The organism is Pantoea sp. SGAir0183 (assembly GCF_043545505.1).
This window is the reverse complement of record NZ_CP028053.1, coordinates 3,948,822-3,972,536: the sequence shown is the minus strand read 5'-3', so window position 1 is coordinate 3,972,536 and position 23,715 is coordinate 3,948,822. Positions and strand designations below refer to the sequence as shown.

General features: G+C 52.9%; 28 protein-coding genes and 1 pseudogene. 22 read left to right on the top strand and 7 right to left on the bottom strand.

The window, feature by feature from the left end; genetic code table 11:
* Nucleotides 1-342: 342 nt before the first annotated feature.
* The 5 genes from C1N59_RS18515 to C1N59_RS18495 all read left to right on the top strand — a co-directional run bounded on the left by C1N59_RS18515 (nucleotide 343) and on the right by C1N59_RS18495 (nucleotide 5,019).
* Nucleotides 343-750 (top strand): TIGR03757 family integrating conjugative element protein, encoded by a 408-nt coding sequence (locus tag C1N59_RS18515; protein ID WP_394550040.1) that lies wholly within the window; start codon nucleotides 343-345, stop codon nucleotides 748-750.
* A gap of 2 nt (nucleotides 751-752) precedes the next feature.
* On the top strand, nucleotides 753-1,718 hold the full coding sequence (locus C1N59_RS18510) for a TIGR03756 family integrating conjugative element protein (RefSeq protein ID WP_394550916.1): 966 nt from the start codon (nucleotides 753-755) through the stop codon (nucleotides 1,716-1,718).
* A 74-nt stretch (nucleotides 1,719-1,792) separates the two neighbouring features.
* Nucleotides 1,793-3,145 carry an integrating conjugative element protein gene (locus C1N59_RS18505; protein WP_394550914.1) on the top strand — a complete coding sequence of 451 codons (1,353 nt, stop codon included), beginning with the start codon at nucleotides 1,793-1,795 and terminating at the stop codon, nucleotides 3,143-3,145.
* Between the two features lies 1 nt (nucleotide 3,146).
* Nucleotides 3,147-3,494, top strand: a complete 348-nt coding sequence (locus C1N59_RS18500) for a hypothetical protein (protein ID WP_041930899.1) — start codon at nucleotides 3,147-3,149, stop codon at nucleotides 3,492-3,494.
* Nucleotide 3,495: 1 nt separating this feature from the next.
* Nucleotides 3,496-5,019, top strand: coding sequence for a conjugal transfer protein TraG N-terminal domain-containing protein (locus C1N59_RS18495; RefSeq protein ID WP_394550039.1), 1,524 nt, complete (start codon nucleotides 3,496-3,498; stop codon nucleotides 5,017-5,019).
* Between the two features lie 30 nt (nucleotides 5,020-5,049).
* On the opposite strand, the gene C1N59_RS18490 is transcribed toward C1N59_RS18495, so the two are convergent.
* Nucleotides 5,050-5,268 carry a hypothetical protein gene (locus C1N59_RS18490; RefSeq protein ID WP_394550038.1) on the bottom strand — a complete coding sequence of 73 codons (219 nt, stop codon included), beginning with the start codon at nucleotides 5,266-5,268 and terminating at the stop codon, nucleotides 5,050-5,052.
* 237 nt (nucleotides 5,269-5,505) lie between these two features.
* On the opposite strand from C1N59_RS18490, the gene C1N59_RS18485 reads away from it, so the two are divergent.
* From C1N59_RS18485 to C1N59_RS18430, 12 genes are all read left to right on the top strand, one after another.
* Nucleotides 5,506-6,372 (top strand): hypothetical protein, encoded by an 867-nt coding sequence (locus tag C1N59_RS18485; RefSeq protein ID WP_394550037.1) that lies wholly within the window; start codon nucleotides 5,506-5,508, stop codon nucleotides 6,370-6,372.
* A gap of 951 nt (nucleotides 6,373-7,323) precedes the next feature.
* Nucleotides 7,324-8,223: an integrase domain-containing protein gene (locus tag C1N59_RS18480; RefSeq protein ID WP_394550036.1), complete on the top strand. Its 900-nt coding sequence runs from the start codon at nucleotides 7,324-7,326 to the stop codon at nucleotides 8,221-8,223.
* Between the two features lie 21 nt (nucleotides 8,224-8,244).
* The gene (locus tag C1N59_RS18475) at nucleotides 8,245-8,661 is read left to right on the top strand and encodes a hypothetical protein (RefSeq protein WP_128391846.1); all 417 of its coding nucleotides are present in this window, start codon (nucleotides 8,245-8,247) and stop codon (nucleotides 8,659-8,661) included.
* A gap of 336 nt (nucleotides 8,662-8,997) precedes the next feature.
* Complete coding sequence (locus C1N59_RS18470) at nucleotides 8,998-9,414, top strand: hypothetical protein (protein WP_394550035.1); 417 nt, start codon at nucleotides 8,998-9,000, stop codon at nucleotides 9,412-9,414.
* Nucleotides 9,415-9,502: 88 nt separating this feature from the next.
* Nucleotides 9,503-9,949, top strand: coding sequence for a hypothetical protein (locus C1N59_RS18465; protein ID WP_394550034.1), 447 nt, complete (start codon nucleotides 9,503-9,505; stop codon nucleotides 9,947-9,949).
* Nucleotides 9,950-9,994: 45 nt separating this feature from the next.
* Nucleotides 9,995-10,177, top strand: a complete 183-nt coding sequence (locus C1N59_RS18460; RefSeq protein ID WP_394550033.1) for a hypothetical protein — start codon at nucleotides 9,995-9,997, stop codon at nucleotides 10,175-10,177.
* Nucleotides 10,178-10,274: 97 nt separating this feature from the next.
* Entirely contained in the window at nucleotides 10,275-10,589 is a 315-nt protein-coding gene (locus C1N59_RS18455; protein WP_394550032.1) for a hypothetical protein, read from the top strand.
* Between the two features lie 110 nt (nucleotides 10,590-10,699).
* Nucleotides 10,700-11,008, top strand: a complete 309-nt coding sequence (locus C1N59_RS18450; RefSeq protein ID WP_028724191.1) for a hypothetical protein — start codon at nucleotides 10,700-10,702, stop codon at nucleotides 11,006-11,008.
* A 72-nt stretch (nucleotides 11,009-11,080) separates the two neighbouring features.
* Nucleotides 11,081-11,692: a hypothetical protein gene (locus tag C1N59_RS18445; protein ID WP_394550031.1), complete on the top strand. Its 612-nt coding sequence runs from the start codon at nucleotides 11,081-11,083 to the stop codon at nucleotides 11,690-11,692.
* 73 nt (nucleotides 11,693-11,765) lie between these two features.
* Nucleotides 11,766-12,746: an ArdC family protein gene (locus C1N59_RS18440; RefSeq protein ID WP_394550030.1), complete on the top strand. Its 981-nt coding sequence runs from the start codon at nucleotides 11,766-11,768 to the stop codon at nucleotides 12,744-12,746.
* 93 nt (nucleotides 12,747-12,839) lie between these two features.
* A complete protein-coding gene (locus C1N59_RS18435; RefSeq protein WP_394550029.1) occupies nucleotides 12,840-13,787 on the top strand; it encodes a DUF1281 domain-containing protein in 948 nt (315 codons plus the stop codon).
* Between the two features lie 137 nt (nucleotides 13,788-13,924).
* Nucleotides 13,925-14,614 (top strand): DNA methyltransferase family protein, encoded by a 690-nt coding sequence (locus C1N59_RS18430; protein WP_394550028.1) that lies wholly within the window; start codon nucleotides 13,925-13,927, stop codon nucleotides 14,612-14,614.
* 91 nt (nucleotides 14,615-14,705) lie between these two features.
* Here C1N59_RS18430 and C1N59_RS18425 read toward each other — a convergent pair whose 3' ends face one another.
* The 3 genes from C1N59_RS18425 to C1N59_RS18415 are packed head-to-tail and all read right to left on the bottom strand — an operon-like array spanning nucleotide 14,706 to nucleotide 16,467.
* Nucleotides 14,706-15,335 carry a hypothetical protein gene (locus C1N59_RS18425; protein ID WP_394550027.1) on the bottom strand — a complete coding sequence of 210 codons (630 nt, stop codon included), beginning with the start codon at nucleotides 15,333-15,335 and terminating at the stop codon, nucleotides 14,706-14,708.
* Between the two features lie 2 nt (nucleotides 15,336-15,337).
* Nucleotides 15,338-15,694 (bottom strand): hypothetical protein, encoded by a 357-nt coding sequence (locus C1N59_RS18420; RefSeq protein ID WP_394550026.1) that lies wholly within the window; start codon nucleotides 15,692-15,694, stop codon nucleotides 15,338-15,340.
* Nucleotides 15,691-16,467 carry a TIGR04255 family protein gene (locus C1N59_RS18415; protein WP_394550025.1) on the bottom strand — a complete coding sequence of 259 codons (777 nt, stop codon included), beginning with the start codon at nucleotides 16,465-16,467 and terminating at the stop codon, nucleotides 15,691-15,693. Before C1N59_RS18415 ends, C1N59_RS18420 begins: the two co-directional genes overlap by 4 nt.
* A gap of 309 nt (nucleotides 16,468-16,776) precedes the next feature.
* Between C1N59_RS18415 and umuD the strand changes: the two genes are divergently transcribed.
* The 5 genes and pseudogenes from umuD to C1N59_RS18390 all read left to right on the top strand — a co-directional run bounded on the left by umuD (nucleotide 16,777) and on the right by C1N59_RS18390 (nucleotide 21,129).
* Nucleotides 16,777-17,202 (top strand): translesion error-prone DNA polymerase V autoproteolytic subunit, encoded by a 426-nt coding sequence (gene umuD / locus C1N59_RS18410; protein ID WP_394550024.1) that lies wholly within the window; start codon nucleotides 16,777-16,779, stop codon nucleotides 17,200-17,202.
* Nucleotides 17,202-17,426, top strand: a pseudogene (locus C1N59_RS18405) (DNA polymerase V subunit UmuC); the annotation flags it as partial. The gene umuD and the pseudogene C1N59_RS18405, both read left to right, overlap by 1 nt.
* A 73-nt stretch (nucleotides 17,427-17,499) precedes the next feature.
* Nucleotides 17,500-18,483: a tyrosine-type recombinase/integrase gene (locus C1N59_RS18400; RefSeq protein WP_014594566.1), complete on the top strand. Its 984-nt coding sequence runs from the start codon at nucleotides 17,500-17,502 to the stop codon at nucleotides 18,481-18,483.
* Between the two features lies 1 nt (nucleotide 18,484).
* Nucleotides 18,485-20,602, top strand: a complete 2,118-nt coding sequence (locus tag C1N59_RS18395; RefSeq protein ID WP_394550023.1) for a tyrosine-type recombinase/integrase — start codon at nucleotides 18,485-18,487, stop codon at nucleotides 20,600-20,602.
* Between the two features lie 125 nt (nucleotides 20,603-20,727).
* The gene (locus C1N59_RS18390; RefSeq protein ID WP_014606795.1) at nucleotides 20,728-21,129 is read left to right on the top strand and encodes a VOC family protein; all 402 of its coding nucleotides are present in this window, start codon (nucleotides 20,728-20,730) and stop codon (nucleotides 21,127-21,129) included.
* Between the two features lie 166 nt (nucleotides 21,130-21,295).
* On the opposite strand, the gene crcB is transcribed toward C1N59_RS18390, so the two are convergent.
* The 3 genes from crcB to eno are packed head-to-tail and all read right to left on the bottom strand — an operon-like array spanning nucleotide 21,296 to nucleotide 23,713.
* Nucleotides 21,296-21,670 carry a fluoride efflux transporter CrcB gene (gene crcB / locus C1N59_RS18385; RefSeq protein ID WP_010260804.1) on the bottom strand — a complete coding sequence of 125 codons (375 nt, stop codon included), beginning with the start codon at nucleotides 21,668-21,670 and terminating at the stop codon, nucleotides 21,296-21,298.
* 2 nt (nucleotides 21,671-21,672) lie between these two features.
* Nucleotides 21,673-22,380, bottom strand: a complete 708-nt coding sequence (locus C1N59_RS18380) for a 2,3-bisphosphoglycerate-dependent phosphoglycerate mutase (RefSeq protein ID WP_028722238.1) — start codon at nucleotides 22,378-22,380, stop codon at nucleotides 21,673-21,675.
* A 43-nt stretch (nucleotides 22,381-22,423) separates the two neighbouring features.
* Entirely contained in the window at nucleotides 22,424-23,713 is a 1,290-nt protein-coding gene (gene eno, locus C1N59_RS18375; RefSeq protein WP_014606792.1) for a phosphopyruvate hydratase, read from the bottom strand.
* Between the last annotated feature and the right edge of the window lie 2 nt (nucleotides 23,714-23,715).

Below are 23,715 nucleotides of genomic sequence, written 5' to 3'. Positions count from 1 at the left end.
CCCAACATACTTTTTCACCAAAGCTATTGAAGTACAGTTAGCAGTATACACGTACATCAAAACCGCCAGTAAACGCGTTACGCATGGTGACACAGGCTCACCATAGAGACATTCCAATTTATATTTGTCCTCATCAGCCACTATACATCGTCCTGTAGTGGTTTGCTAAATCTGGCCATTCAACGTCCGTTTCTGGCACTAGGCGAACATTTGCGCCTTGCAGCGGTTATTGTGAGTGGTGAGTTGGTAAAGAATTATGATATCTGAGTTAAGAGTTAACGGCTGACCCTCCCACACTAAAAACGCACCCTGACTGCATTATTCACTCAGGGAGTGCCCTTAATGAAAATCCCCGTATGCTGCCTTACCACTCTGTTTCTCACCGCAGGTGCTAACGCCGGCACCGTGATTTATACTGACCATGCTCATCCCGTTACCGGTGAACTGAGCCCCGACGTCACCGTCACCGAGCTGGACGCGCCCGACCGCCTCCTGGCGCAGCAATTCGGCCCGCTCTCCGCCGCCCCTGCTCAGGCTGAGCAGCAGGCCCGTGCCGTTATCGCCACCCCGGCGTTCCGTCAGAGCCAGCAGGCGTTAGCCGCGAGCTACGCCTGCGTCGCACACGCCTGGTTACTCGGGCTGAAAAAGTATCCCGCCGTGGTGTTCGACGATAAATGGGTGGTGTACGGCACAACCGACGTCGCTGCCGCCCAGGCGAAACTGGATGCCTGGCGGGAGAAACAGCCGTGAACATGCGCCTGTCCCGTCCGTGCCGGCTGATGCTGGCCACGCTGTTTACCTGCACCGGCACGCTTGCCAGCGTGAACACCGCGAGCCTGCTCTCCAGCGCCATTAGCCCGGACTGTATAAGCTGGCGCATCAGCGGCATCTGCTACTGGCTGCTCTGCACCCCCTTTGGCTGCACGGTGAAAACCTCGGTCAAAGTCACCCACTATATTCCTGAAGCCGTGGTCTCTGCCTACCTTAACCCAGGCGACAACCCCTGGACTGAAATGTCAGCCGTGAGCGCCACGGCGGGCGGCGCTGAAAGCCTGGTGTCGGGCGGTCTCGCCGGCGTGCCTGCTGGCGGTGGGCGTCAGGAGATGAAGGCCCCGGGCATGCGCAAACAGAACCTGCATTTCTACTATGGCGATGCATATGGCCATCCGGCAACGTCGATTATCGGCGGGATGGTGCCGGGCTACTCCTGCCGTTCAGCCGCCGCGCCGTTCGTGCCGTATTTCGTCAGTGCCATGGATTCCCTCGCGTGGCGAACGGGAATTCCGGAGTCGCTCTATCCGGAAGCACTCATCCCCGGAAAACGTGAAATCGGGAATACGTTTGCCGGCGAGATGTGGGGCAACGTTTATCCCCGCAGCGGCTTCGTCACGCAGACCGACAGCTACAAATCGGCGGCCGTCGTGGTTCAGCGCGTGGCCGACATCATGACCCGCGAGGGACAGCTGCACGTCTACAACCCACTGGTTGGCCAGCGGTCTCCGGGTTACTGGCCACCGGACCCCGTTACCGAAAACACCGGCACAAAAAACCACAAGTGGCAGCGGCTTTCGCCTCAGCTGTCGCAGAGCTGCGCGGTCTTTCCTGATACGGGTGGACAGACGGCGGAAAGCGGCGACTACGCCTGGGCGCTCTGGCAGCCCTACAGCTGCTGTAAGCGACGTGGCCAGACCTTCCTTTACAGCACCGATTTTTCATAAGGACACACAGCATGATGAATTTCAGCGTTAAAAAACTGCGCGTGGCCACGGGCGCGCTTTTGCTTTCCCTGGCGATGCCGGCACTGGCCATCGATACCACGCTTTCCTCACAGGGTGCCGGCGTCAGCGGCGCCATCAACGACGGGCTGTTCTACTCCATCGGCGGCGGCTCTGTCATTTCGCCGCCTTCAACGCGCAGCAACATGTCACGGCTCGGCCTGGACGGCGGCTGGAGCAGTGATTTGATGTGCGGCAACTTTGACCTTAAAACCACCGTCGGTAACCAGCTGAACGGCATCACCAGCGGATTCAAGGACCTCATGGGTAACGTCATTCAGGGGGCGACCGGCGCGGTGATGAGCATGCCGGCGATGGCCATTCAGCGTGCCAATCCGGGTCTGTATGAAATGCTGACCAACGGAGTGCTGCAGGCGGGCCTGAACTTCGACAAGGCCCAGATGAACTGTCAGAACATGTCGAAAAAGCTGGCCGACTACACCCTGGGCAGCAAGTGGCAGCAGGCGGCCGTATCTGAAGAGTATAAAGACATCGTGGCATCGAGCGGTGGTGATGCGGTATCGAGCGACCAGAAACTGCAGAAGGCCACGGGCGAAGAAGGTGTGACCTGGGTCGGTGGCCAGAAACGCGGCGGCAAGGGACAGCCGGCGATTCAGCCCACGCGTGACCTGGCAAAAGCCGGCTACAACATGATGAACAGCCTGCCAGTGACCAGCAACAGCAGCGTAGGCTCATCCAGCTGCAACGGTACGGTCTGCCAGCGCTATAAATCCTCCGATGAAGCCGCTTCGGCCGTTGTTAAAGTTCTCGGCGACCGCTCTATACGCACCTGCCGTGAAACCAGCGAATGCACCAGCGGCGGCGCGGATAACCAGCCGGGCAGCACCGTTGCCGGCACTGGCTTCTCGCCGGTACTGGAAGACGCCACCAAAACCAACCTGGAGCAGCTCAGCAAGCTGGTTAACGGTCAGCTGCAGCCCACGGCCGATAATCTGGCCGCGCTCAAAACCGGCAGCCTCGTTGTCACGCGCGGCGTGATTCAGGCGCTGCGTGATGACCCGGACAGGGCCGCACTGGTGCAGCGGCTGGCGGGTGAACTGGCCATGTCTGACACGGTTGAGGCGGCACTCACCATGCGACGCATGCTGACGACCGGTGAGTCTGAGCCGAACGCGGCCGAACAGCCTGAGGCCATTGCCGAGGGTGACCGCCGCGTTGATGCGCTCGATCGCGAGCTGAACGCGCTGCGCAACGAAATGGAGCTGCGCAAGTCCATCAGCAGCAACAGCCTGCTGACCACGCTTGAGCGCCAGGGCGAACGTAATCAGGATAACCAGCTGCAGCAGAAAGCCGGCAATCAGGATCAGGGCTTCAGCCAGATGGGCCAGCCTCAGCCGGGAGGCAACTGACATGATGCGGAGATTTTTGAGCGGCCTCACCGGACGCATTTTGCTTATATCCCTCATCACCGTTGTGGCCATGGCCGCGATTTTGGGACTGGCATCAGTGTTCATGGCGTATGACCCTGATGGCCACCTTATTCAGAAGTGGCTCTACGACAGCCGCTGGGCCATGTTTGCCTGGCGACTGTGCATGTACGTATTCATAGGCTACATCTGGATTATGAATTTGCGGCCCCGGCTGCTGAAGCGCTGGCCGGAAGCCGCAGCACGCCTGCCACGTACTGAGCTGCTTGTCGTCATCTATGTTCTGGCCACGGAGTACGTAGCCTGGTCTAACGCGGTTCAGGGAGGCTGACATGACGGCGAACAGTTACCTGGAATACTTCCTTATCCTGTTTGGCTGGGTGCTCAATAACTCGATGTGGGGCATCCTCAGCAGCACCGGTCTGTTCGCGCTGCCGCTGATTTTTAAGGTACTCGGCGTGTGGCTGAAGGTGCGGGAGGAAGGGGCCGATGAGGGAAACAAAGGCGTTCTGGCGCTACCTCGCATCGAGCACGCCATTTATGTCTCGTTTGTGGTCATGCTGTTCTGCTGCGTACCTCTGTTGCCGGTTGATATCAGCACTATCAAGTTTGATGACTCGCGGGCGAAACAGTGCGGCTTCAGCGTACCCACGCCGCAGAACTCCGGCTATAAAGGGCTGGTTAACGACTTCGACGGCCGTACGGCTGAGGTGCCGGTGTGGTGGTATCTGCTGCATGCGATGTCGAAAGGCACCACGCAGGCAATGATCGCCTCAATACCCTGCGGCACGCAGCTGCGGCAGCTGCGCTTTGACGTTCAGAACACTAAACTGCGAGATCCGGTGGTGCTGCAGGAGGTCCAGGACTTCGCAAAGCAGTGTTACTCCCGGGCCTATTTTAAGCTGAAGAACAGCAACAGCCAGCTGAGTGACGCCACCATCAACTCAGTTGGCTGGATTGGCAGCGACTATTTCCTTAATACCTCTGGTTATTACGACTATTACACGGCCATGACGCCCCGCAGCCAGTGGCCATACAGCAGCAGTCGAGACAGTGGCTATCCGGATACGGGTCAGGGGGGGTATCCGACGTGCAAAACATGGTGGTCTGACGGCAGCAACGGACTTCGTAAGCGTGTACTGGCCAGCTTCAGCGAATCTACCCGAAAAGAGCTTCAGCGCCAGTTCCCGGGCACACAGTGGGAAGAGCCGGCACTGCGCTGGCTGGTGAGCCCCAGTAACGCAGAAATTTCAGGCAGCGGCGTCACATACATGTCCGGTAGTGCGGACACAACGAGTGGTATCGGAGGGAGCCTGTCTCGGTTTACGTCTACTGTCGGGCTGGGCATGAAGCAGGTTGAGGCCTTGCCGGGTTTTGATGCGCTCAAGCAGGCACTGCCGATGATACAGGCGCTGCTGCAGATGATGATCATTATCGTCATCCCCGTGCTGATGATGTTCAGTGCCTATGAACCTAAAACGGTAGTGACGATTTCGTTTGCGCTGTTTGCGCTGCAGTTCATCACGTTCTGGTGGGCACTGGCGGGCTGGCTGGATGACCGGCTTATCACCATTCTCTACTCAAACCTGGCTGAAGGGGGGCTGGCTTCGGGGCAGCCTATCGCAGATTTCCTCAGTTCTCCTCGTGACGGCTGGATCATGAACCTGGTACTGGGGATGATGTATGTGGTGTTTCCGGCGTTCTGGGTAGGCATGCTTGGATGGGCAGGAGCAAAAATTGGGTCGATGGCAAGCAATTTAGCTGACGGCGCAAAAATGCCAATGCAAGCAGGTGCTGAAGCAGGGAGAGAGGCTCAAGGTATGGTTAAAGCAGGTGTCAAAGGGGGGTTAAAATAGCCAATTAGAAACGGTGACATTTGTCACCGTTTAATCGAAATCTTCTTTCTTTTCCCAACTATACCAAAGCCATGGTCTATTTTTTCTGAATTCTTTATCGCTCACAGACGCCGTATTCTCAGAATCTGGTAACTTTGATGCAATCAATGATGCCGCTGAAAAAACACTTATAACCGAGTCTCTCAAATCCTCACCAAAGCTCCGGCCACTCTCGTACTTATCAAGCTCTTCATTCCAGTCGCTGGCCATGAAATTTGCCTCCGATACTATGGGAAATGCCCTGCTTCAAGATTACTTTAAAGACAGCTGAATTGGCAAGTTTTTGTACAACTCGCAGCGCTCTGGTTTTCAGGGCTGAGCCTGTGAAAATCATCTTTCTCAGAGCCAGGACAGTTTCGCAATCGATTACAAAATTGATCTCACTGCAAGTAAGATTAATAATATATATATAAGCGGACTCGTTATACAAACCAGAATGGAATGAAAATGGACTCATTTAAAACCTTTGAACTGGATAGAAGCCTGACTAACTCAAAAATTCGCATAAAAAACGAAATTCTTGCTGCCTGCATTGGCTATGGGAGTAAAGCTCAGCAATATAAATTCATTACAGGCTTTTGTGATAAAAAAAGAAACGGATATGCAATTTTAATTGAGTTCATTTCAATTTTATTTGAGAAATCTAAACTACCCATTCAAAATGACAGGGTGTATTCATGGTACAGGAATGATAGCGATGTAAAAGGTTTGATAGAATCTCTCAGTAAGTCACAATTAAGCGAAATCATTACCGAGCTAAATGAAGTTTACAGAAATACACAGATTCTTCTAAACTCTGCAGGAGTTACTCATGTTAACTTAAGGCGCGAGATTGCCCCAAAAGGAATACCACACCGTATAAGTAAAAGAGTCAGAATATCGCAATTCGGAATTGATATGATGAGCTATGATAGCTTGCTGATGCTTTATAAAGTTTCAGCAAATATTCTTGGTTATGAAAAGATACCTGTACACATGGATGTGCTAAATTCCTTTACCGACACTAACGATAGAGGCGGTTATGGCTCCATATCTCTGAATTTTAATATACCAATAGAAGATGTAATGTATTCTTATCTCACCCTCCCCAGCGATCAGATGGAAGGCGAAGAATGGATTGTAATTAACCGTTCTCCTACTGGCATTATTGAATTACCCGTTTCAAATCTTACTATTAATGACAAAAGAGTCGAATCATTCTATAACGAAATCTATAGTCATTTAAGCTCTGAGTATGCCCAGCAATTATTCGATTTAGATTACTCAAAAACATGGGGGAACGTGCCACATTTCTGCTCACGCTTTCTGTCTTAAAATCTAAAAACCTGAAGTCAGTAGTGTAAGGGAGCTTTTAACGGTTTGCCTTCAGGGCTGTTCCCGTATTCTTCCCCACATGCATCTATAACATTTAGCTTGTAAATGGATCTCATAACGATCTAACATTTCCGTCGTTGTACCGTTGCTTACGCAACACGCCAATGTCCCGGCAATCTGAGAGGGACGCCTTCGGGTGATTGCACTGCCAAAACCGTTATGACCTGAGAGACGGAGCCTTCGGGCGGTAACTTCGTTTAACCTTTGAGAACGAAGATCGCGTTGCGATAAAGGTCCTTTCTTTTACAAAGCCATTTCTGGCATTTTCTGATTACGGTTTCGGCCGTATCGCTTTCACTTTTCTTTACGCACTGACGCTGAAGGGCTGCTGCGAACTTTGCAACGCGGGTATGACCATTTGGAACATTTGGGCATCTTCCACGTTTGCATTGAAAGCAGAGGAGCGCGGCGTCACTTGTGAACGAGTGAAACGAGTACCAAGTGACGCGCGCGAAAACACGTCCTGAACGCGCATTTTACGTACCTTTTCTTCCTTCACTACAACGTGAAACGAAGTGAGAAGACGAACACAATTTTATCAACCCAGTGAAAAACGCAAAACGAACCCGTTTATCACATTGTTATTTAAGGAATAGATATGTAATGAGATACCGAATCGGCGACATCATCGGAGGATGATGTCGGGGGCGACCTGGAAACAGGTACAGCGAAAGCTGCGGTCAGTGTAGGACACTGATTTGACACCTCTCAAAACCTCAACACTTTGCACTTCCCTGGTGCTCAGGTACTCATTACGACGCAGGATGCGCGAACTCAAACCGTGTCGCCAGGGTAATGCGGGTGTCGTTTTCTGCCGTTTTCACGGAACGGCAGAAAACGACATCTGCCTGTAATGCTGTTTTACGTGGCAAAACTGTTAAGGAGATACAGATGTCCAGACGTGAAAAACTGTTAAAGCAGGAACTTGTCGCTGAAATCCGTAAAAGCGGGGGGAGCTTTAAAAAGCAGGATGACTATTCCAGAATTATGCACCGGTTTGCTGAGCGTCTCGCCGCGCTCAATATTCAGATAAACTCGGTATCACAACTCAAAGTCCGGCACATTGAGTTGTATATGAACAGCCGGGCATCAGATGATGTTTCCCGGCGAACCCGTCAGAATGAAATGTCGGCAATACGCGTAATGCTCCGTAATGCCGGTAAACACAAACTGGCTGACCCTTCACATGAACGACTGAATAATAAAAGTCTGGGTATTTCAGGCACGAGTCGCATGGGCACAAAAAAATCTGTTTCTGACGAGCGCTACATTGAGATTCTTCAGAACGTTGAGAAAAAAAATGAAGGCGTTGCCGTGGCGGTATGTCTGTCACGTTATATCGGACTGAGAAATGAAGAAGCTATTCAGTCAGCAAAATCGTTAAATACCTGGCAGAAGGCATTACAACGGGGCGATAAAACCCTGAAGGTTATTTTCGGAACCAAAGGGGGACGTGCAAGGCTGACCACAATCGTCGACAGGGATAAAGTTCTGGATGCCGTTAACCGTGCCATTAAACACGCAGAAAACAATAACGGTAAGATTATTGATAAGCCAGATTTAAAATCCGCGATGGATTATTACAGAAATACGCTCCGGACCGAAATGACCGGGGGGCATGAGACACCCCACAGCTTACGTTACAGTTACGCGGAAGATGCTTTCAGATATCACCTTGCCAGAGGTTTTTCGAAAGACGAATCACTTGCACTGACCTCGATGGACCTCGGACATGGTGACGGACGAGGAACCTATATCAGAAATGTTTACTGCCAGTCCCTGATGGACTGATGATTAATCATGAGGTGTACTGTGAATAATTTACCCGTTATAACTTTCAGCATCTTATCTGTTGAGTATATTCACGAAATCAGCTTATCTGAAATACCACCCTCAGAAATCAGTATTACGTTTAGTTGTCTTTCACCGGTTAATGAAACGGATACGCTTGCGACAGTTAACCGTTATTTTGATGACGGTATCGACTTTAGTTGCGCGACTGCCATTTCAGAAACAGGCTATATATTTACGGGTTCATTAAAGATGTGTAGTCGCGACAGCATTGAAAACATTACGGCGGGTGAGTTTACCATTCCTCTTTCAGCGGTTTTAGTCACGTTGCTTAAAAACGGAACCTACCTGCAGCAGTGTGATCCCGATGCCATTATGGCAGACGCCTGGTTTGGGGATCGGTGCGAGACGGTGAAAGCGTCCTGGTTATCTTCATAAAATTCACTCCGGCGTTGTTGATTTGGACAGTGCGCTGGAGTACATTTTCCATGCTAACCGTTGTCATCTCGACAACTGCCAATGTTCCGGTGATTTGAGAGGAACGCCTTCGGGTAATCACACGCCAATGTCATCATTACCTGAGAGATGACGCTTTCGGGCGGTAATAAATCTGTTTAACCTTTGAAAACAGAGACCCCTGCGGTTAAGGTCCTTTTCTACTTCGCATTACCCCCATACACCTGTTTTACTCATCTGGCATTCCGTGCCTGATTTTCACTCCTGAGGGATACTTTCCCTCCGGGACGGTTCCTTTTTTATGAAGGAATCGTACCCATGCATTACACCAGAATGATCAACCCTCTTACGTTACTGAATTGTGACTCGCCAGCTTCAGCAAAAATCATGGTGGATTACGTAAAAACTCAGCTTAACGTGCGTCTGGATTACAGACTCATGGTCGATGCAGATCCACAGGTTCCTGCTGACGGCCTTCCGGACTACCTGACTTTTCTGAGACATGTCGCGCGCGCAGTTGGTTTTGCAACTGAGCATGGTTACATCAGACATGCCTTTACCGAAGAGGCAGTGAACGAGCTTACTCTCCTGGGGACAAGTGTTCACAGTCTTCACTGGAATGCGGCTTTTCATGAGGGCGCTGCCCGGTCCCGAGAGGACAAAGCGCTGGACAACGTTACAGAGCAACTGCGTGCAATGTTTTATCAGAGCGCTGATGCTTCTGACATCGTCTGAACGCCTTATTAACCGAACTGTTTCTCACCCTAACGGGACTTCTGTCCCCGTCAGGGGCAGGGTTCCTCAATTCTTTAAGGAATCCTTTATGAACGCATTAACGTTAGCACATGATTTTGCGCGTGATTTTACCATCGATTATGCAGCTGAAGCTTATGCAGAAGACGCAGAAGAAGGGTCAACAGTTGATTTCAATACCCACGCCGCGGAACTGACCGCTCATAAAGTTGCACTGGCCAAAGCTGAAGGTGACCTGCTGATTATTGCAGCGCATCGTCGTCTTGGTCTTAACACCGATAGTGATGAAGACGGTTTTCCATACTATGTCTGGGAAATGGCTGACGTTGCCCGGGACCTGGCCGAGCTGTCTGTACGCGAACTCGTGCCGGCATCCTGGCAGTCTTTCTTCGAAAGCCTCTGCCAAATGGCCAGAAACATTGATGAAGCAGCCTGGACGTTTTTTTTCAACAGCGCCGTTAGAGACGAAGAGGGCTTCATGTATGACTTACGTGAAAAAGAGCGCTACGGCGACTGATATACATCTGGCATGGCAGACTGGTTGCAGCTGAGGTGCTTGATTATGGAACTATTTAACAATACTGAATTGTGTCTAATCGCTGAATGGTGCGTTGAACGTGACATCATCCCTGATCGTGTTACAGAAAGCGAAGTCCGCGCTGCGTGCCGCTCTTTGGGTATTAAGCATCGCGATTATTATGACCTTTATCAGGTTAAAGAAATCAGCGAACTGATGAAGTTTTGAATACATCAAAGAGCTGGCTGATATGACTCACTCACCCTTGCGGGGATTTATCTCCCTGCGGAGACAAATCCCCCCTTATTTTTAAGAGGATTTGTCGATGAACATTCAGGCTTCTGAAATATCACTGCTGGTTAAGCACAACAGCGAAGAGTGGCACCGTATGTGGAACAGGCTTGCGGAGCACCCCTTTAACCGTTCTCTCGCCTCCCCCGGGCAGACTTACCACGGCGGCGAAGACTGGGAGTACGTTGAAACACTGGAGCCACCATCCAGCGGAGCTGAAAGATGTTATCTCCATCACTTCAGACACCGCTGTCACCCTGTGGCAGGGAATGTGAGTGTTAACATTTCTGCCAGCCGGCGCTTTACCCCGCAGGATTCGGGTAACGCTTACTACCACGATTTTGGTTAGTGATTAACCACCGGCCTGAGTCAGTTTCTGATAAAGGCTTTAACCCGCGCGGGGACAACCTCCCCGCCACAGCGGCGGTGGTTTTCTCCGCGCTTAATCAGGAGAAAACCATGAGCAGTATAATGCTTTCACTTATCACCCGCCTTTCAGGCGCACTTAACCGGCTTGCCGGCAACCTGCAGCAACAGCAGGCAGAGTGGTTTACCAACCGCAGCGGCCGCTGCAGCTTTAAGGCAGACGTCGTGCCGACAGAGAACGGGTTTACGCCCGTCATCTCCCGTCGCACCGGCTTCACTCAGCGTGACTGGCGTGTTGACCAGTTACCGGGTGCCGGTACGTACGCAACGGCCCGTAAGGCCCTCAGGGCCGGTCGGCTGATGGCGCAGCAGATGGCGGAACTTCGCTACCGCTTTGACTGATGTTAACTGAATGACACTTCCCGGAGGGACCTTCCCTCCCGGGGAGGTCACCTCCTTTTTTAAGGAGCCACTATGATACGTTTCACCTCCACTCAGCTTCGTCCGGTTCTGTCTCTCAACCGGGGCTTAAGAGGCCCGGTGATACTCGAAAAAAACAACGGTATCTGTCTCCACCGCCCTGACTCCAGAAGGCTTGTAACCATCCCGCTGGCCTGGGCTGAAGGATGTAATCCCTTGTCAGATGACGGATGGCGTAAACTTTCCGACAGTCTGATAGCCGATGAGACCTTTTCTCATCAGTTTGACCTGAGCCAGAACGCCTGTGACGCAGTCCTGAATGAGCATCAGGACCTGGTGATCACCTTCATTTGCCAGACCCCGGGTGCCGTCAGAGTCTTTGCCGAAACTGGTGAGCCTGAGAAGGTTTATCTTCCTGTCGGCATCTACCGTGAGAGGATCTCATGGCTTTACGACCAGTCATTACGTCACTTTCATTCCTGTGTCGGTAATGCGGAACGCCTCAGCTGGCGCTCACAGGCACTGAACGTGCTCGACAGGGTTATCCGGCTCGATTCAAGGCGGGCTAAACCCTCTGACCGGCAGATGCTGGCCAGCACTGTGCAGAATGTTCGCAAGCGTATCAGCCAGATTTCATCAGACGGATCGTTACGTTTTTACTCATAACGTTTTTCCCACTCACCGGTGGCGCACTGTCCGCCACCGGGACAGATGCGCCGTTTTTTTAGGGGCGCATCCCATGAAGAAAAAAACTGCCGGCCGTAAGGCCACAAAGGAACAACAGACTGACCTTTATCAGCAGGTCACCGACAAAATCATTATCGCGCTGGAAAACGGCGTGCCACCCTGGCGCCGGCCATGGCGCTCTGCGCAGAAGGTCTACGGCAGCGGATTGCCGGTCAACGCCATCACGGGCAGGCACTACAGCGGCGTCAACGTGCCGCTGCTGTGGATGGCTGCAGAGGAAGCGGGTTACAGCGCCGATCGATGGCTCACGTATCAGCAGGCAAAGGCTGCCGGCGGACAGGTCAGAAAAGGCGAGCGCAGCTCAATGGCCATCATCTTCAAACCGTTTGAAAAGCAGCTCCGCGACGGCAATGACAGTCCGGTGTTCAGAGACGGCGTGCCGGTGATGGAAAAGCTGGCCATGATGAAACCCCTGCAGCTGTTCAACGTTGCGCAGTGTGAAGGGCTACCCGATAAGGTGTATGCACCCACGATGATGCAACCGGATACTCCCCCTGAGGGGTTCTCAACCGTACAGCAGCAACAAGTTCTGGAGATACTCAACGCAACCGGCGTGAAGTGCTCTTCTCACCGGCAGAACCGGGCGTATTACAGCCCGGGGGCAGATCGGATTGTGTTGCCTACAACTTCACAGTTTCGTTCACCTGAAGACTACTGGTCCACGCTGCTGCACGAACTGGTACACGCGACCGGCCACCGCAGCCGCCTTGATCGTGAGGGGATAACTTCCTCATCAAGAGAGTTTGGTGACCCCGTTTACGCTTTTGAGGAGCTGATAGCGGAAACCGGCAGTGCGTTTCTCTGTGCGCATCTCGGCATTTTTGGTGAGGTACAGCACGAGAGCTACCTGAACGGCTGGCTCAGCGTTTTACGTAATGACAAAAAGGCGTTTTTCCGTGCCTGCCGGTTTGCCCGGGAAGCATCGGAATATCTGTTGAAGCCGCTGGGTGAAACCCGGAGTGAAGCAGCGTAATTAACCCCGGCGACGTCAGTCGCCATCATCCCCCTGAGGGCACTCTCCTCAGGGAGATGCCCTCTTTTTTAAACGTAAAAGAGGAGTACAACGATGTTTTCATGGTGCAAAAACCGTCTGGAAATCACCGGTAAGTCTGACTGCATCGACGTTATGCAGTCGTGGATTGCCGGAACCGAAGTGCCGCTTTACCGCCACGCCATACGGCAGGCCATAAAGCTGTTTCTCGCCGGCTGTGCCGGTATGCTCAAACCCGTCAAGGCAACGGAATACCGTGCTTATCCGGAGCTGGTTTCATCGGGCACCGGCGTCGGCACATCACCCAACCAGGCGTTTCAGCATTTCCTGGAGTTGCTTGAGAAGGATGCCTGGCTTGACGGCAAAACGCTCTCGCGAATGGACAAAATCTGGGTTCAGTCCGGCATCGGCGACATTAAGTGGGAAAGTATCCCTCATGCAGCCCGCCAGACCATCTCCCGGCTTATGGCCGTACATTACGCCGACTGGTTTGGCGTCGCCTCTGCGGGCGGTCAGTTTGACCCGCAGGAGCGCTGGGAGTGGCTCAGTATAAAACCGGACACAACCTGTCCGTGTGACATGCTGATGGTGATGCCGTCACGTCTGGCCACCGAGCTCAACGGGGACAGCAGTCTGTTCAGTGGCCTCAACACCACATCAGAACTCTATACCCAGCTCTACGGGACGGAGTTTCCGGCGGGGCACCGGATGGAGTGGAGTCGTAACGATATCGGGTCGCTGAAGCTGACGTTCTCTTCTGCCTGGTATCCGCCGTCCGCGGAAGTCATGGGGCAGATGTCGCAGAAGTTTGACTGTGAAATCCGTCACTACTGGCTGTCTCCGGATGCCGGCACGTCGGGTTACAACTGTTTTGACCGCGGTGACCACGTCGACAGCGGCCCTTATCCGGAGGATGAAGTGCAGTATCCGGTGAGTGAAGGAGCGCGTCTGTATCAGTTCAGTGCTGAAGCGGGCGCACCTGCCACTCCGGCCGTTGCACATTACGCCGGCGTTCGCGCATGACGTTACCAACCGACAGACCTGTATCTCAGGTCTGTCAGACAATGGCCACAGCATCTGCTGTGGCCGCTTTTTCACCCGAAGGGGGAACATCGTTTCCCTTACGGGGCGTGTTCCCCTTTTTTACTGAGGAAACACGCATGAGCATCCGTACCGACCATGAGAAAGAATTCATCTCCCTTTTCAACTCCATCTCCCGGGGCACCCGACGTATTCAGGTGTTTACTGACTTTATCAGCTGCAGTGTTATTGCGATTCAGAATGGCCTGCAGTTCTGTGAGAAACGTGAAAAGAAATACATGGCCATCGTGGCCAGATACAAAAAAGAGGACGTTTCATCAATGGCCAGACTGCTGGCCTGCGTGGTCAACGGACTGGAAGAAAAACCCTGTGACTTTCTCGGGCGCATTTACATGCTGCTGGAGCTCGGTGACAAAGACAAAGAGCAGTATTTTACTCCGTGGAGCGTGGCGCTGATGATGGCGCAGCTGCAGTTCGGCGCGCAACTCAGCAAGCCTGAAGAGGTGTTCAGAGACAAGCCGTTTATCACTTTTGCTGAACCGGCCTGCGGCGCTGGCGCCATGACGCTGGCATTTGCCAGCATGCTAAAGCAGGCAGGTTACTCGCCTCACCGATATCTGTGGGTGTCGGTAACCGACATTGATCCGCTGGCAGCGGGCATGGCCTATATCCAGTTGTCACTCTGCGGCATACCCGGTGAAGTTGTTATCGGGAATGCCTTGTGTGACGAAAGGCGGAGGGTACTGCTGACACCTGTGCATTACTGGGAACAATGGGCTAACCGTTTGAGTTCGCAATGTATTAGGTAAAAATATGCGGAGAGAAATATCGGAATAATAAAAATTATATAAGGCAGGACAGGAGGGAATGAGAAAAAAAACGGGGAGGCACCCCGTTTTTTTAATGGTTTTGACGTTCTACTTTCTCATGAAAACGACAAAAGTGTATAGATAGTTTGAAGAGGAATATATAAAAACCGACTTGACTAAGGGTTATTAACTTATCACTTTTTTGTATTTTTTCTGCTAGCGCATTAGAAGGTATTTGATAAACATCGTCCAAAAAAACAACACTATCAGGAAATGCGGTACTTTGAGGAAGATAAATTATATTTGTAACCTTCTGTTCTTTGATAGCTTCGAGCTGAGATTCTACAGATTGTGGCTGTACACCTTTACTCAAAAGATATGCTCGCCACTTTTCAAAATCAACCAATGGGGCAAACAAAACCTTCATCGGTCTGCTTCGTGTGTTTTCTGGAGCAATGTCGCAGCTATTACTAATGATAATACCTTTAATGCCCTTTGATTCTGCAACTTCGCCTTGAGTAAACTTAAAAACTGGTAGTTCTTGGAAAATGTCACCTTGCAAGACCATATCCTTCAAGTCCTGATGGTAATTTCCTAAGTAATACTCAGTTTTGTCGGGAAAATCCTCTAGAGCTCTAAGCAGTCCAATCTGTTGATCTTGTGTAAGATAGTAGGGGATTTGTTCCTTAAGGTCCTCAATGTCTAACTTATTTTGAATCATACTTAATCCAGATACAGATCCCATAAGGATTCAGAAGTAATTATCTCGATATTCTTATCTAGTGACGTTTGGTTAGCTGTTAAAGTTGCATAAAATTTTGATATTCCTTTAGCAAATTCAGCTGCAGTGAAATCATTATATCTTGAAATGTAAGTCCTTGCATTACCAGCCTTTACTGCCAAAGCTCTAATGGAAATTACCTTCTCTTCTTTAAAAGAGTTGGTCATTTGAGGGCCAGACATCTCATACTCTTTCGTAATTGATGAAGGATCGTTTGTATACAATAGTCCGCATAGTAGAATAGGCGCAATCTTAGTAGCTTGGGTGGGCTTGTAGCTCAAAGCATTATTTTGCATCATTCACCTCTTGGAGTATTGTATTTAGGACCTAACTCTTCGATAGTCGAATCTTTTAAACAACTAAAAAATGTTTTTAGATTACATTCATGGATATTATCAAGTGCTGAATCAGTATTTGAGATGAAATCTTCAAGTTCAGCATCACTTTTAATATACCGAGCTGTCTCAATATCTAGAATCATGCCTTTATCCTCATATGCGCCGCTTTCGGTTAGCACTAGAGCATGGCTTAAAATTTGTATTATAGTAGAATAATTTTCATCATCTTTATCAACTCTTAAATTTATGGGGGCGTTCAAAATATCATCCCCAGCAAGAGAAATATTTAAATTTAATTTATCTAAATGACTACTGCCATCTTGATGAGCCTTAAAGAAATCAACATATTTGATGGCATAACGTATTACATCTTCGTTGACCTTCAATTTACCAACTTCTTCAATTACTCTCAAAATAACTTTTTTAAATGCAGACCAACTTTCATAGTTACTTGAGATCGAAGATATAGTTATCCCATGATCACTAAGGCCTATAGAATGCCCCTCAAATTCAAGTCTGCTTATGACAGCATAATGCATGTCTTCATCTGCTTCCCTGACATTTTTAGGGATTTGACTGGCTTGAGTGTTGGTTATGGGTTTCTTACAATCTAGAGCATGAAAGAGAAAACCAGGCATGATTTCTGATATTTGTTTTCGTTTTGAATAGCGAAGTTCGAAAACAGCCTCTATAAGGGGCTGCTTCTCAAGGGAAGTCGGTATACGTTTGTGCATTGATTATCCATGTAGGAAAGTAGGTGGCGGAGCCGATAGACAATAGCTACCGCACGAGTTCCATTGCGGAACCCAGGATTGTACGTATGAGGGGCCTGTGAACAGCCCTTGTAGTAGATATGAAAAGAGTATAATTCTTACATTGAATTAGTGATACTAAAATCATCCCGCCGAAGCACTGACAAATCTCTTAATTGATTAAACATACAAAATTCAAGACATTATGCAACAAGTCGAATGATGAGATTGACTGTTACCCGCCTTGTTTATACTGTATATTTAAACAGTAAAAACAGGAGGTGCCATGACATGCTCATTTTATACAAATACCCGCTATCCCCAATCTCGATAGCTGCACCACTTTTCCTCGAAACCTGTCAGGCAGGTTTTCCCAGCCCTGCTCAGGATTACGTTGAGCGCGAGTTAGACCTCAACGAATATTGTGTCATGCGTCCTGCTGCCACGTTTTTTGTCCGCGCCTCCGGACAATCTATGACAGACATTGGTCTCAACAGCGGTGATTTAATGGTGGTCGATAAGGCCGAATCTCCCCGGCACGGCGACATAGTCATTGCTGAGATTGAGGGTGAGTTTACCGTTAAACGCCTGCTGCTCCGCCCCAGGCTGACGCTTCAACCCATGAATCCTTCCTTTCCTCCCATATATCCCGATCCGGAAACGCTACAGATTTTCGGCGTGGTCACCTCGTTTATTCATAAAACCCGGGGTGAGTAATGTTCGCCATTGTGGACGTCAACAGCTTTTATGCGAGCTGTGAAAAAGTCTTCAGACCTGATTTGCGTAACCAGGCTGTCGTCGTCCTGAGTAACAACGATGGTTGCGTCATCGCCCGTAGTGCTGAAAGTAAAAAATTTGTACGAATGGGTGAACCCTGGTTTAAGATTAAAAACGAAAATTTCCCTGTTAAAATTCATGCGTTTAGCTCTAACTATGCGTTATAGTAAGTTAAGTGGAATGCAACATTGATCGTATAGACTTTGAACAGCAACGCTGACCTCAGAGGTAAACGCAATGACGACTCCACTAAACAACAGTGCCATTTTACTGGCGGAACGCTGGCTGAAGCTGCTGTCCGACCTGGGGCGGGCACCCGCCACCCTGACCGCCTACCGCGCAGCCCTCTGTCATTATTTTGCGTTCTGCAGCCGGAACAGGATTGAACCTGAAAAGGTCAGGTTTGATGACATGGCTGCCTACATCCGTCCTCAGTTACCCGGTATGCCTTTCCCGGCCGCAAGCGCCACGCTCCAGCTGCGCCTGTCGGCTGTCCGTCTCTGGTACGACTTCCTGATGTATCTTGACCTGTGTAAGGTAAATCCGCTGCCCCGTTCCGGCACGCCGGGCATGCTGTGTTCCGCACGGGGGCTGGTTCCCCGTATCGTAAAGCTGCCGCGTATTCCTGACGATGCACAGTGGCAGCTTTTTCAGGCTCATGCCGCGGATTCTCCGCTTCGTGACCGGCTGATGCTGGCGTTAACCTACTGCGGTGCGCTGCGACGATCGGAAGTCACCGCGCTGAGTACTGATGACCTTGACTTTGCCCACCGCCTCATCCGCGTCCGGGCTGAAACCACCAAGAACCGTCATGAACGGATCGTCTGTTACAGTCCCGCCCTGACGCCGGTGCTGGCGGCTCATCTTTTACAGATGAAGCTGTCGGGGATGGTAAAAGGAGCCCTGTTCCGCTCTGAGTCCGATCGTAATCAGGGGGCACCGCTCTCTTACTGGAGCTGGAGCAAAACGGTACGGAAATGGGCGCTTGAGTCAGGGCTGCCCGACATTTCAACCCATACTTTCCGCCACCTGCGGTTGACGCATCTGGCCCGTGCGGGCTGGAAACTGCACGAACTTGCCACCTACGCAGGTCACCGTGATCCGCGCACCACTCAGATTTATATTCACCTTTCCGGCAGGGATCTTGCCGCCCGGATGGCAGGAGCAATTGAAACGGCAGATATCAGGATGGCGAACCTCATTTTCGGCACGGAGGAATAATATGGCAGCGTCTGAACAGCCTGAGAATGTGTGGCTTCCCTTCGACCTCTCCGCTTACAGGCTTGATACTTTACTGACTGAGCCTGAAAAGGCCGCACTGGCCACCTCTCACAGCCGGGGCAGGCTGCTGCGGATGAAACCTGCTCCTGAGTTTATCAGGCCGCTGAAAGACATCGCAGCAGAAAGCGGATGCAGCCGCGAGGTTGCTGACCTGATAATACTGGACCTCCTGCGTGAGATGCACCTTTCGGGTATACCGTACTGGCGATGGCCGCAGGAACGCTGGCAGACATTCAGCCGGACGGACGGAAAAGGACGGCCGCTGATGGCCGCCTTTGCATGGCATTTCGCCGGACGGTATGATCCCCTCAGCCTGCCAGACATCAGAAAACCTGCCCTGTATACCTGTGCCATTTTTGGTCAGGCTATTTACTTCCGGGAGCTTCACCGCCTGACTGAAACCCTGAAATCGCTGGGCTATGCTGCGGGTAGTCAGGTCACGCATCTGTCGGGCATACTGGCCACGCTGATGGTCATGAACAGAGATCCCCGTCTTGAAACCTTTACGCCTGAACTGCTGTGGGAAGCCCAGAACAACACAGATAGCGGGACATCCCGGTACATTGGCCGGATTTCACACGGCCTTGCTGCGCTGGGCATCTTCAGCGCCCCGATGAGGATGCGTAATTATACCCGATGGTATGAAAAACCCGTAGACGGGATCGATCCGGCCTGGGTCAGGTGGTGCCGGCGCTGGCGGGAAACGTCTGTGCTGAGGCCTCGCACCCGTGAAGGCCAGTACAGCTTTATACTGCGCTGCGGCCTCTGGCTGGCAAAGGCGCATCCGGAGGTGCGTGAACCGTCAGACTGGAGCATGGAAATCTGCGCCAGCTTTATCGCTGCGGTCGGCGGGATGAACGTGGATGAGCTACAGTTGGGCACGGAAAGGGGCACCCGAAAATCGGTGCGATCCGGTGAGCCTATGATGCCGCATTCAAGGGCGCATTTTATCTACTCACTGCGCCGTTTTATGGTCGACTACGAAAACTGGGGCTGGGGTCGCCTGCGCTTCAGCCCTGCCCGTCATCTTTCCACACCGGATACCACCCTGTTTCGGCGCGACGTCAATCCCCGTGTTATCGACGATCCGGTCTGGCTCAAGCTCATCTGGGCCAGCCTCAATCTGCGTCAGGAAGACCTGCTTACTGAAATACATTATCCGCTGGCCATGCTGCAGGCGATGGCCGTCATCTGGACCCATGCGGGGCTGAGGAAAAATGAGCTGCTCCGCCTGACTACCGGTTGCATCGCGCCGCAGGCAGATGAAATAACGAAAGATGACGGCAGCGTCATCCCGGCCGGAACCCTTTGTTACCAGCATGTCCCCGCCGGAAAAACATCAAAAGCCTTTGTTAAACCCGTGGCGACAGTGGTAAAAAAATATGTCGACATCTGGCTGGCCGAACGCCCGGCAGAACAGGCCATGCTGGCTGATGAGCGGACCGGTGAGAAGGTCCGGCTGCTGTTTCAGTACCGGGGGAAGCCTGCCGGCAGCGCTATCCTCAACCGCACGGTGATACCGATGCTCTGCGCAAGAGCGGGCGTTCCTTCTGAAGACAGCGGCGGAGTGATAACCAGCCATCGGGGACGCGCCTCAGCCGTGACCGCACTGGCCAGCGTACCGCAGGGCATGTCACTGTATGAACTGATGCAGTGGGCTGGTCACTCAACGCCCCAGTCCACCATGCATTATCTCCGTATCCGCCCGACACAGCTGGCCGCCTCGTTTGTAAAAGCAGACAGAGTCGCGCACATGATCAGCGTACTGATTGATCGCGACCCTGACGCCGCCAGCCTGACCGGACCTGCAACGTATTATGATTTAGGTGATTCATACTGCACAAATCCGTTCTGGAGCAGCTGCCCGCACCGGATGGCCTGCATCGGCTGCGATTTTAACCTGCTGAAGGACAGCGCGCGCGGGCTTATTCTGGAGAGTAAAGCATCCATCCGGCGTTACCTCGAAGAGGTCCCGCTCACTCCCGATGAGAAAGCCGTACTGGAGCAGGATGCTGAAAAGGTTGAGCAGGCTCTTACAAAATTGGGCCCAAAATCCTGAGTGCTCAAATGCTTTCAATGTCCGGTCTGAGGGTGTCAGTTCAGAGTCAGTACAGACGACCGAACGTCGTATTTGATATGAATCTGATTATAGCGGGCGTTATGACGTAACTGATGGAGCAGCAGATGAGAAAACAGAAGCGATGTATGGGGTATGTGGCTGTCGTGGTCGATGACTACGATCGTGCAATTGAGTATTACACTGATAAGCTGGGCTTTACCCTGATTGAGGACACGCCGCAGCCGGGTAAGCGCTGGGTCGTGGTGACGCCGGACCCTGACAGCGACTGTGCTATTCTTCTTGCCCGCGCGTCGAACGACCGGCAGGAAGGCTTTATCGGCAACCAGTGCGGCGGACGGGTTTTTCTGTTCCTGCAGACCGACGACTTCTGGCGCGACTACAATGCTATGAAGGCAAAAGGCGTCCACTTCTGTCAGGAGCCGCGCGAGGAAGAATACGGAATGGTTGTCGTGTTTGAGGACATCTATGGCAATCGCTGGGACCTTTACCAGAACAGGCAGACCTGAAACTCTGTCACGACAGTGTCCCGGATTTAGGGGAAGCCTTACAGGCGTAAACCCTGTCGGATCAGGCCCGCAGAGAGCGCTTCTGAACAATATACTGAACTGTCTGACCTCAGTGCAGCGGTCGCTGCACTGAGGTCTCCCCTGGATAGAGGCCGTACGGTCCGGGTTAACCACACAGCGTCATGATATAAAATCCGGCCGCCGTCATGGCCAGCGAACCCAGCACGTGTATCAGCACCGAGGCGGCTGCCCAGGCATAGCTGCCTGACTGCAGCAGGGCAAAAACCTCAGCTGAGAATGTGGAGAAGGTCGTCATTCCGCCACACAGCCCGGTGGTAATGAGCAGCCGCCAGGCCGGATCGAGGCCGGGATGGCGCAGAAAATACGCCAGCGCCGCCCCGATGATAAATCCACCCAGCAGGTTGACCAGCAGCGTCCCCGGCGGCAGGTCCGGAAAAAGCGCGTTCAGGCGCGCGCCCAGCTGCCAGCGGATAACACACCCTAAAGCACCGCCGGTGATGACGGCAAAAAGCTGATTCACGTTCACTCCTTTTTTTTAATATTCAGAACATAACGGCACACGACCTGTGCGGCCGTATCCATTTCATATACAACCGGCACGCCGGTCGGGATGTGCAGCTGTGCCACGCTGTCGTGGGGCATGCCGTTCAGAAAGGCGGTCAGGGCGCGCAGCGTGTTGCCGTGCGCCACAATCAGAACGGTACTTCCGCAGCGCAGCTGTGGCACCACAACGTGGTGCCAGTATGGCATGACGCGACGCAGCGTCATTTCCAGGCTTTCCGTTGCAGGCAGGTCGGCCAGCGCAACGCGGCGGTAGCGCAGATCCCGACGCAGCTGCGCCGGAGCCTCCGCGTCTGCGGGCGGAATGCCGCTGAAGCTTTTGCGCCATAGCCGGACGGTCTCTTCCCCCATCATCCGGGCAGCGTCGTCCTTGTTCAGCCCCTGCAGCGCACCGTAGTGGCGCTCGTTCAGTCGCCAGCTCTTTTCCACGGGCGTCCAGCTTCGGTCAAGACGGTCCAGCACCCGCCAGACCGTGTGAACGCAGCGTGTCATCACCGAGGTGAAGACACGGTCGGGCATAAGGCCCGCTGCCCGCAGCGCGTCACCGGCCCGGTCGGCCTCCTGCCGCCCCCTGACCGTCAGCGGCACGTCCGTCCAGCCGGTAAAACGGTTTTCCCGGTTCCACTGGCTTTCGCCGTGCCGCAGGAGGATCAGCGTTGCAGGGGCCACAGGCATTCCTTCTTTGCCGGACGGGGACCGTCCGGCGGATGTGTTACGTGCGGCGCACAAACGCATGAAGCCCCGCGTAGTGCGCGTCCTCACCCAGCGCCTGCTCAATGCGCATCAGCTGGTTGTACTTTTCCACGCGTTCGCCGCGGCACGGCGCGCCGGTTTTCAGGTGTCCCGCGCGCAGGGCCACCGTCAGATCGGCAAGGAACGTGTCCGTGGTTTCCCCGCTGCGGTGAGACATGAACGCACCCCAGCCGTGCCGCTGGCAGAGAGCCACGGCGTCCAGCGTTTCGCTGAGCGAGCCTATCTGATTGAGCTTGATCAGCGCGGCGCTGGCGAGGTTTTCGTCAATGCCGCGCTGGATGTACTTCACGTTGGTTACAAACAGGTCGTCACCAACCAGCTCGGCCCTGCCCGCAAGCTGCTGGTGCAGATGCTTCCAGCCCGCCCAGTCGTCCTCGGCCAGGCCGTCTTCCAGCAGGATGACCGGAAACTGGTCCATCAGCTCGCCGTAGTATGCCGTCATTTCCGCCGCGCTCAGCGCGCTGCCCTCGGTGCGCAGATGATACTGACCGTCAGCGAAAAACTCACTTGAGGCAGGGTCCATGCAGATGCTGATGTCCTCTCCGGGCCTGTATCCCGCCTTCTCAATCGCCTGTACGATAAACGCCAGCGGGTCACGGTTCGACGACACGGCGGGCGCAAAACCGCCTTCGTCGCCCACTGCCGCTGAGAGTTTTTTGTCCAGCAGGATCTGGCGCAGCGCCTGGTAGACCTCGCTGCCCTGACGCACGGCCTCGCGCAGCGTGGGTGCCCCGTGTGGCGCTATCATGAACTCCTGGAAGTCCGCGCCCTGACCGCGGGCGTGCACGCCGCCGTTGATGATGTTCATGCACGGCACGGGCAGCAGATTCGCCTGCAGGCCCCCCAGGTAGCGCCACAGCGGCTCGTGCGAGGCCTGTGCCGCCAGCCGGGCCACCGCCAGCGATACGCCCAGAATGGCATTGGCACCCAGGCGACTCTTGTTCTCCGTGCCGTCCAGCATCAGCATGATGTTGTCCAGCTGCCGCTGCTCGCGCACGTCCAGGCCGCGCACGGCTTCGCAGATTTCCGTATTAACCGCCCTGACGGCATCCAGCACGCCTTTGCCGCCAAAACGTTGTGCGTCACCGTCGCGGCGCTCTGCGGCCTCGCGCGACCCGGTGCTGGCCCCGGAAGGCACCGAGGCGCGTGCCATCATCCCGTCCGGGGTCCGGGCCTCAACTTCAACGGTGGGGTTGCCGCGAGAGTCAAGAATTTCCCGGGCGGTCACGTTATCCAGTGTAAAGTGCATAG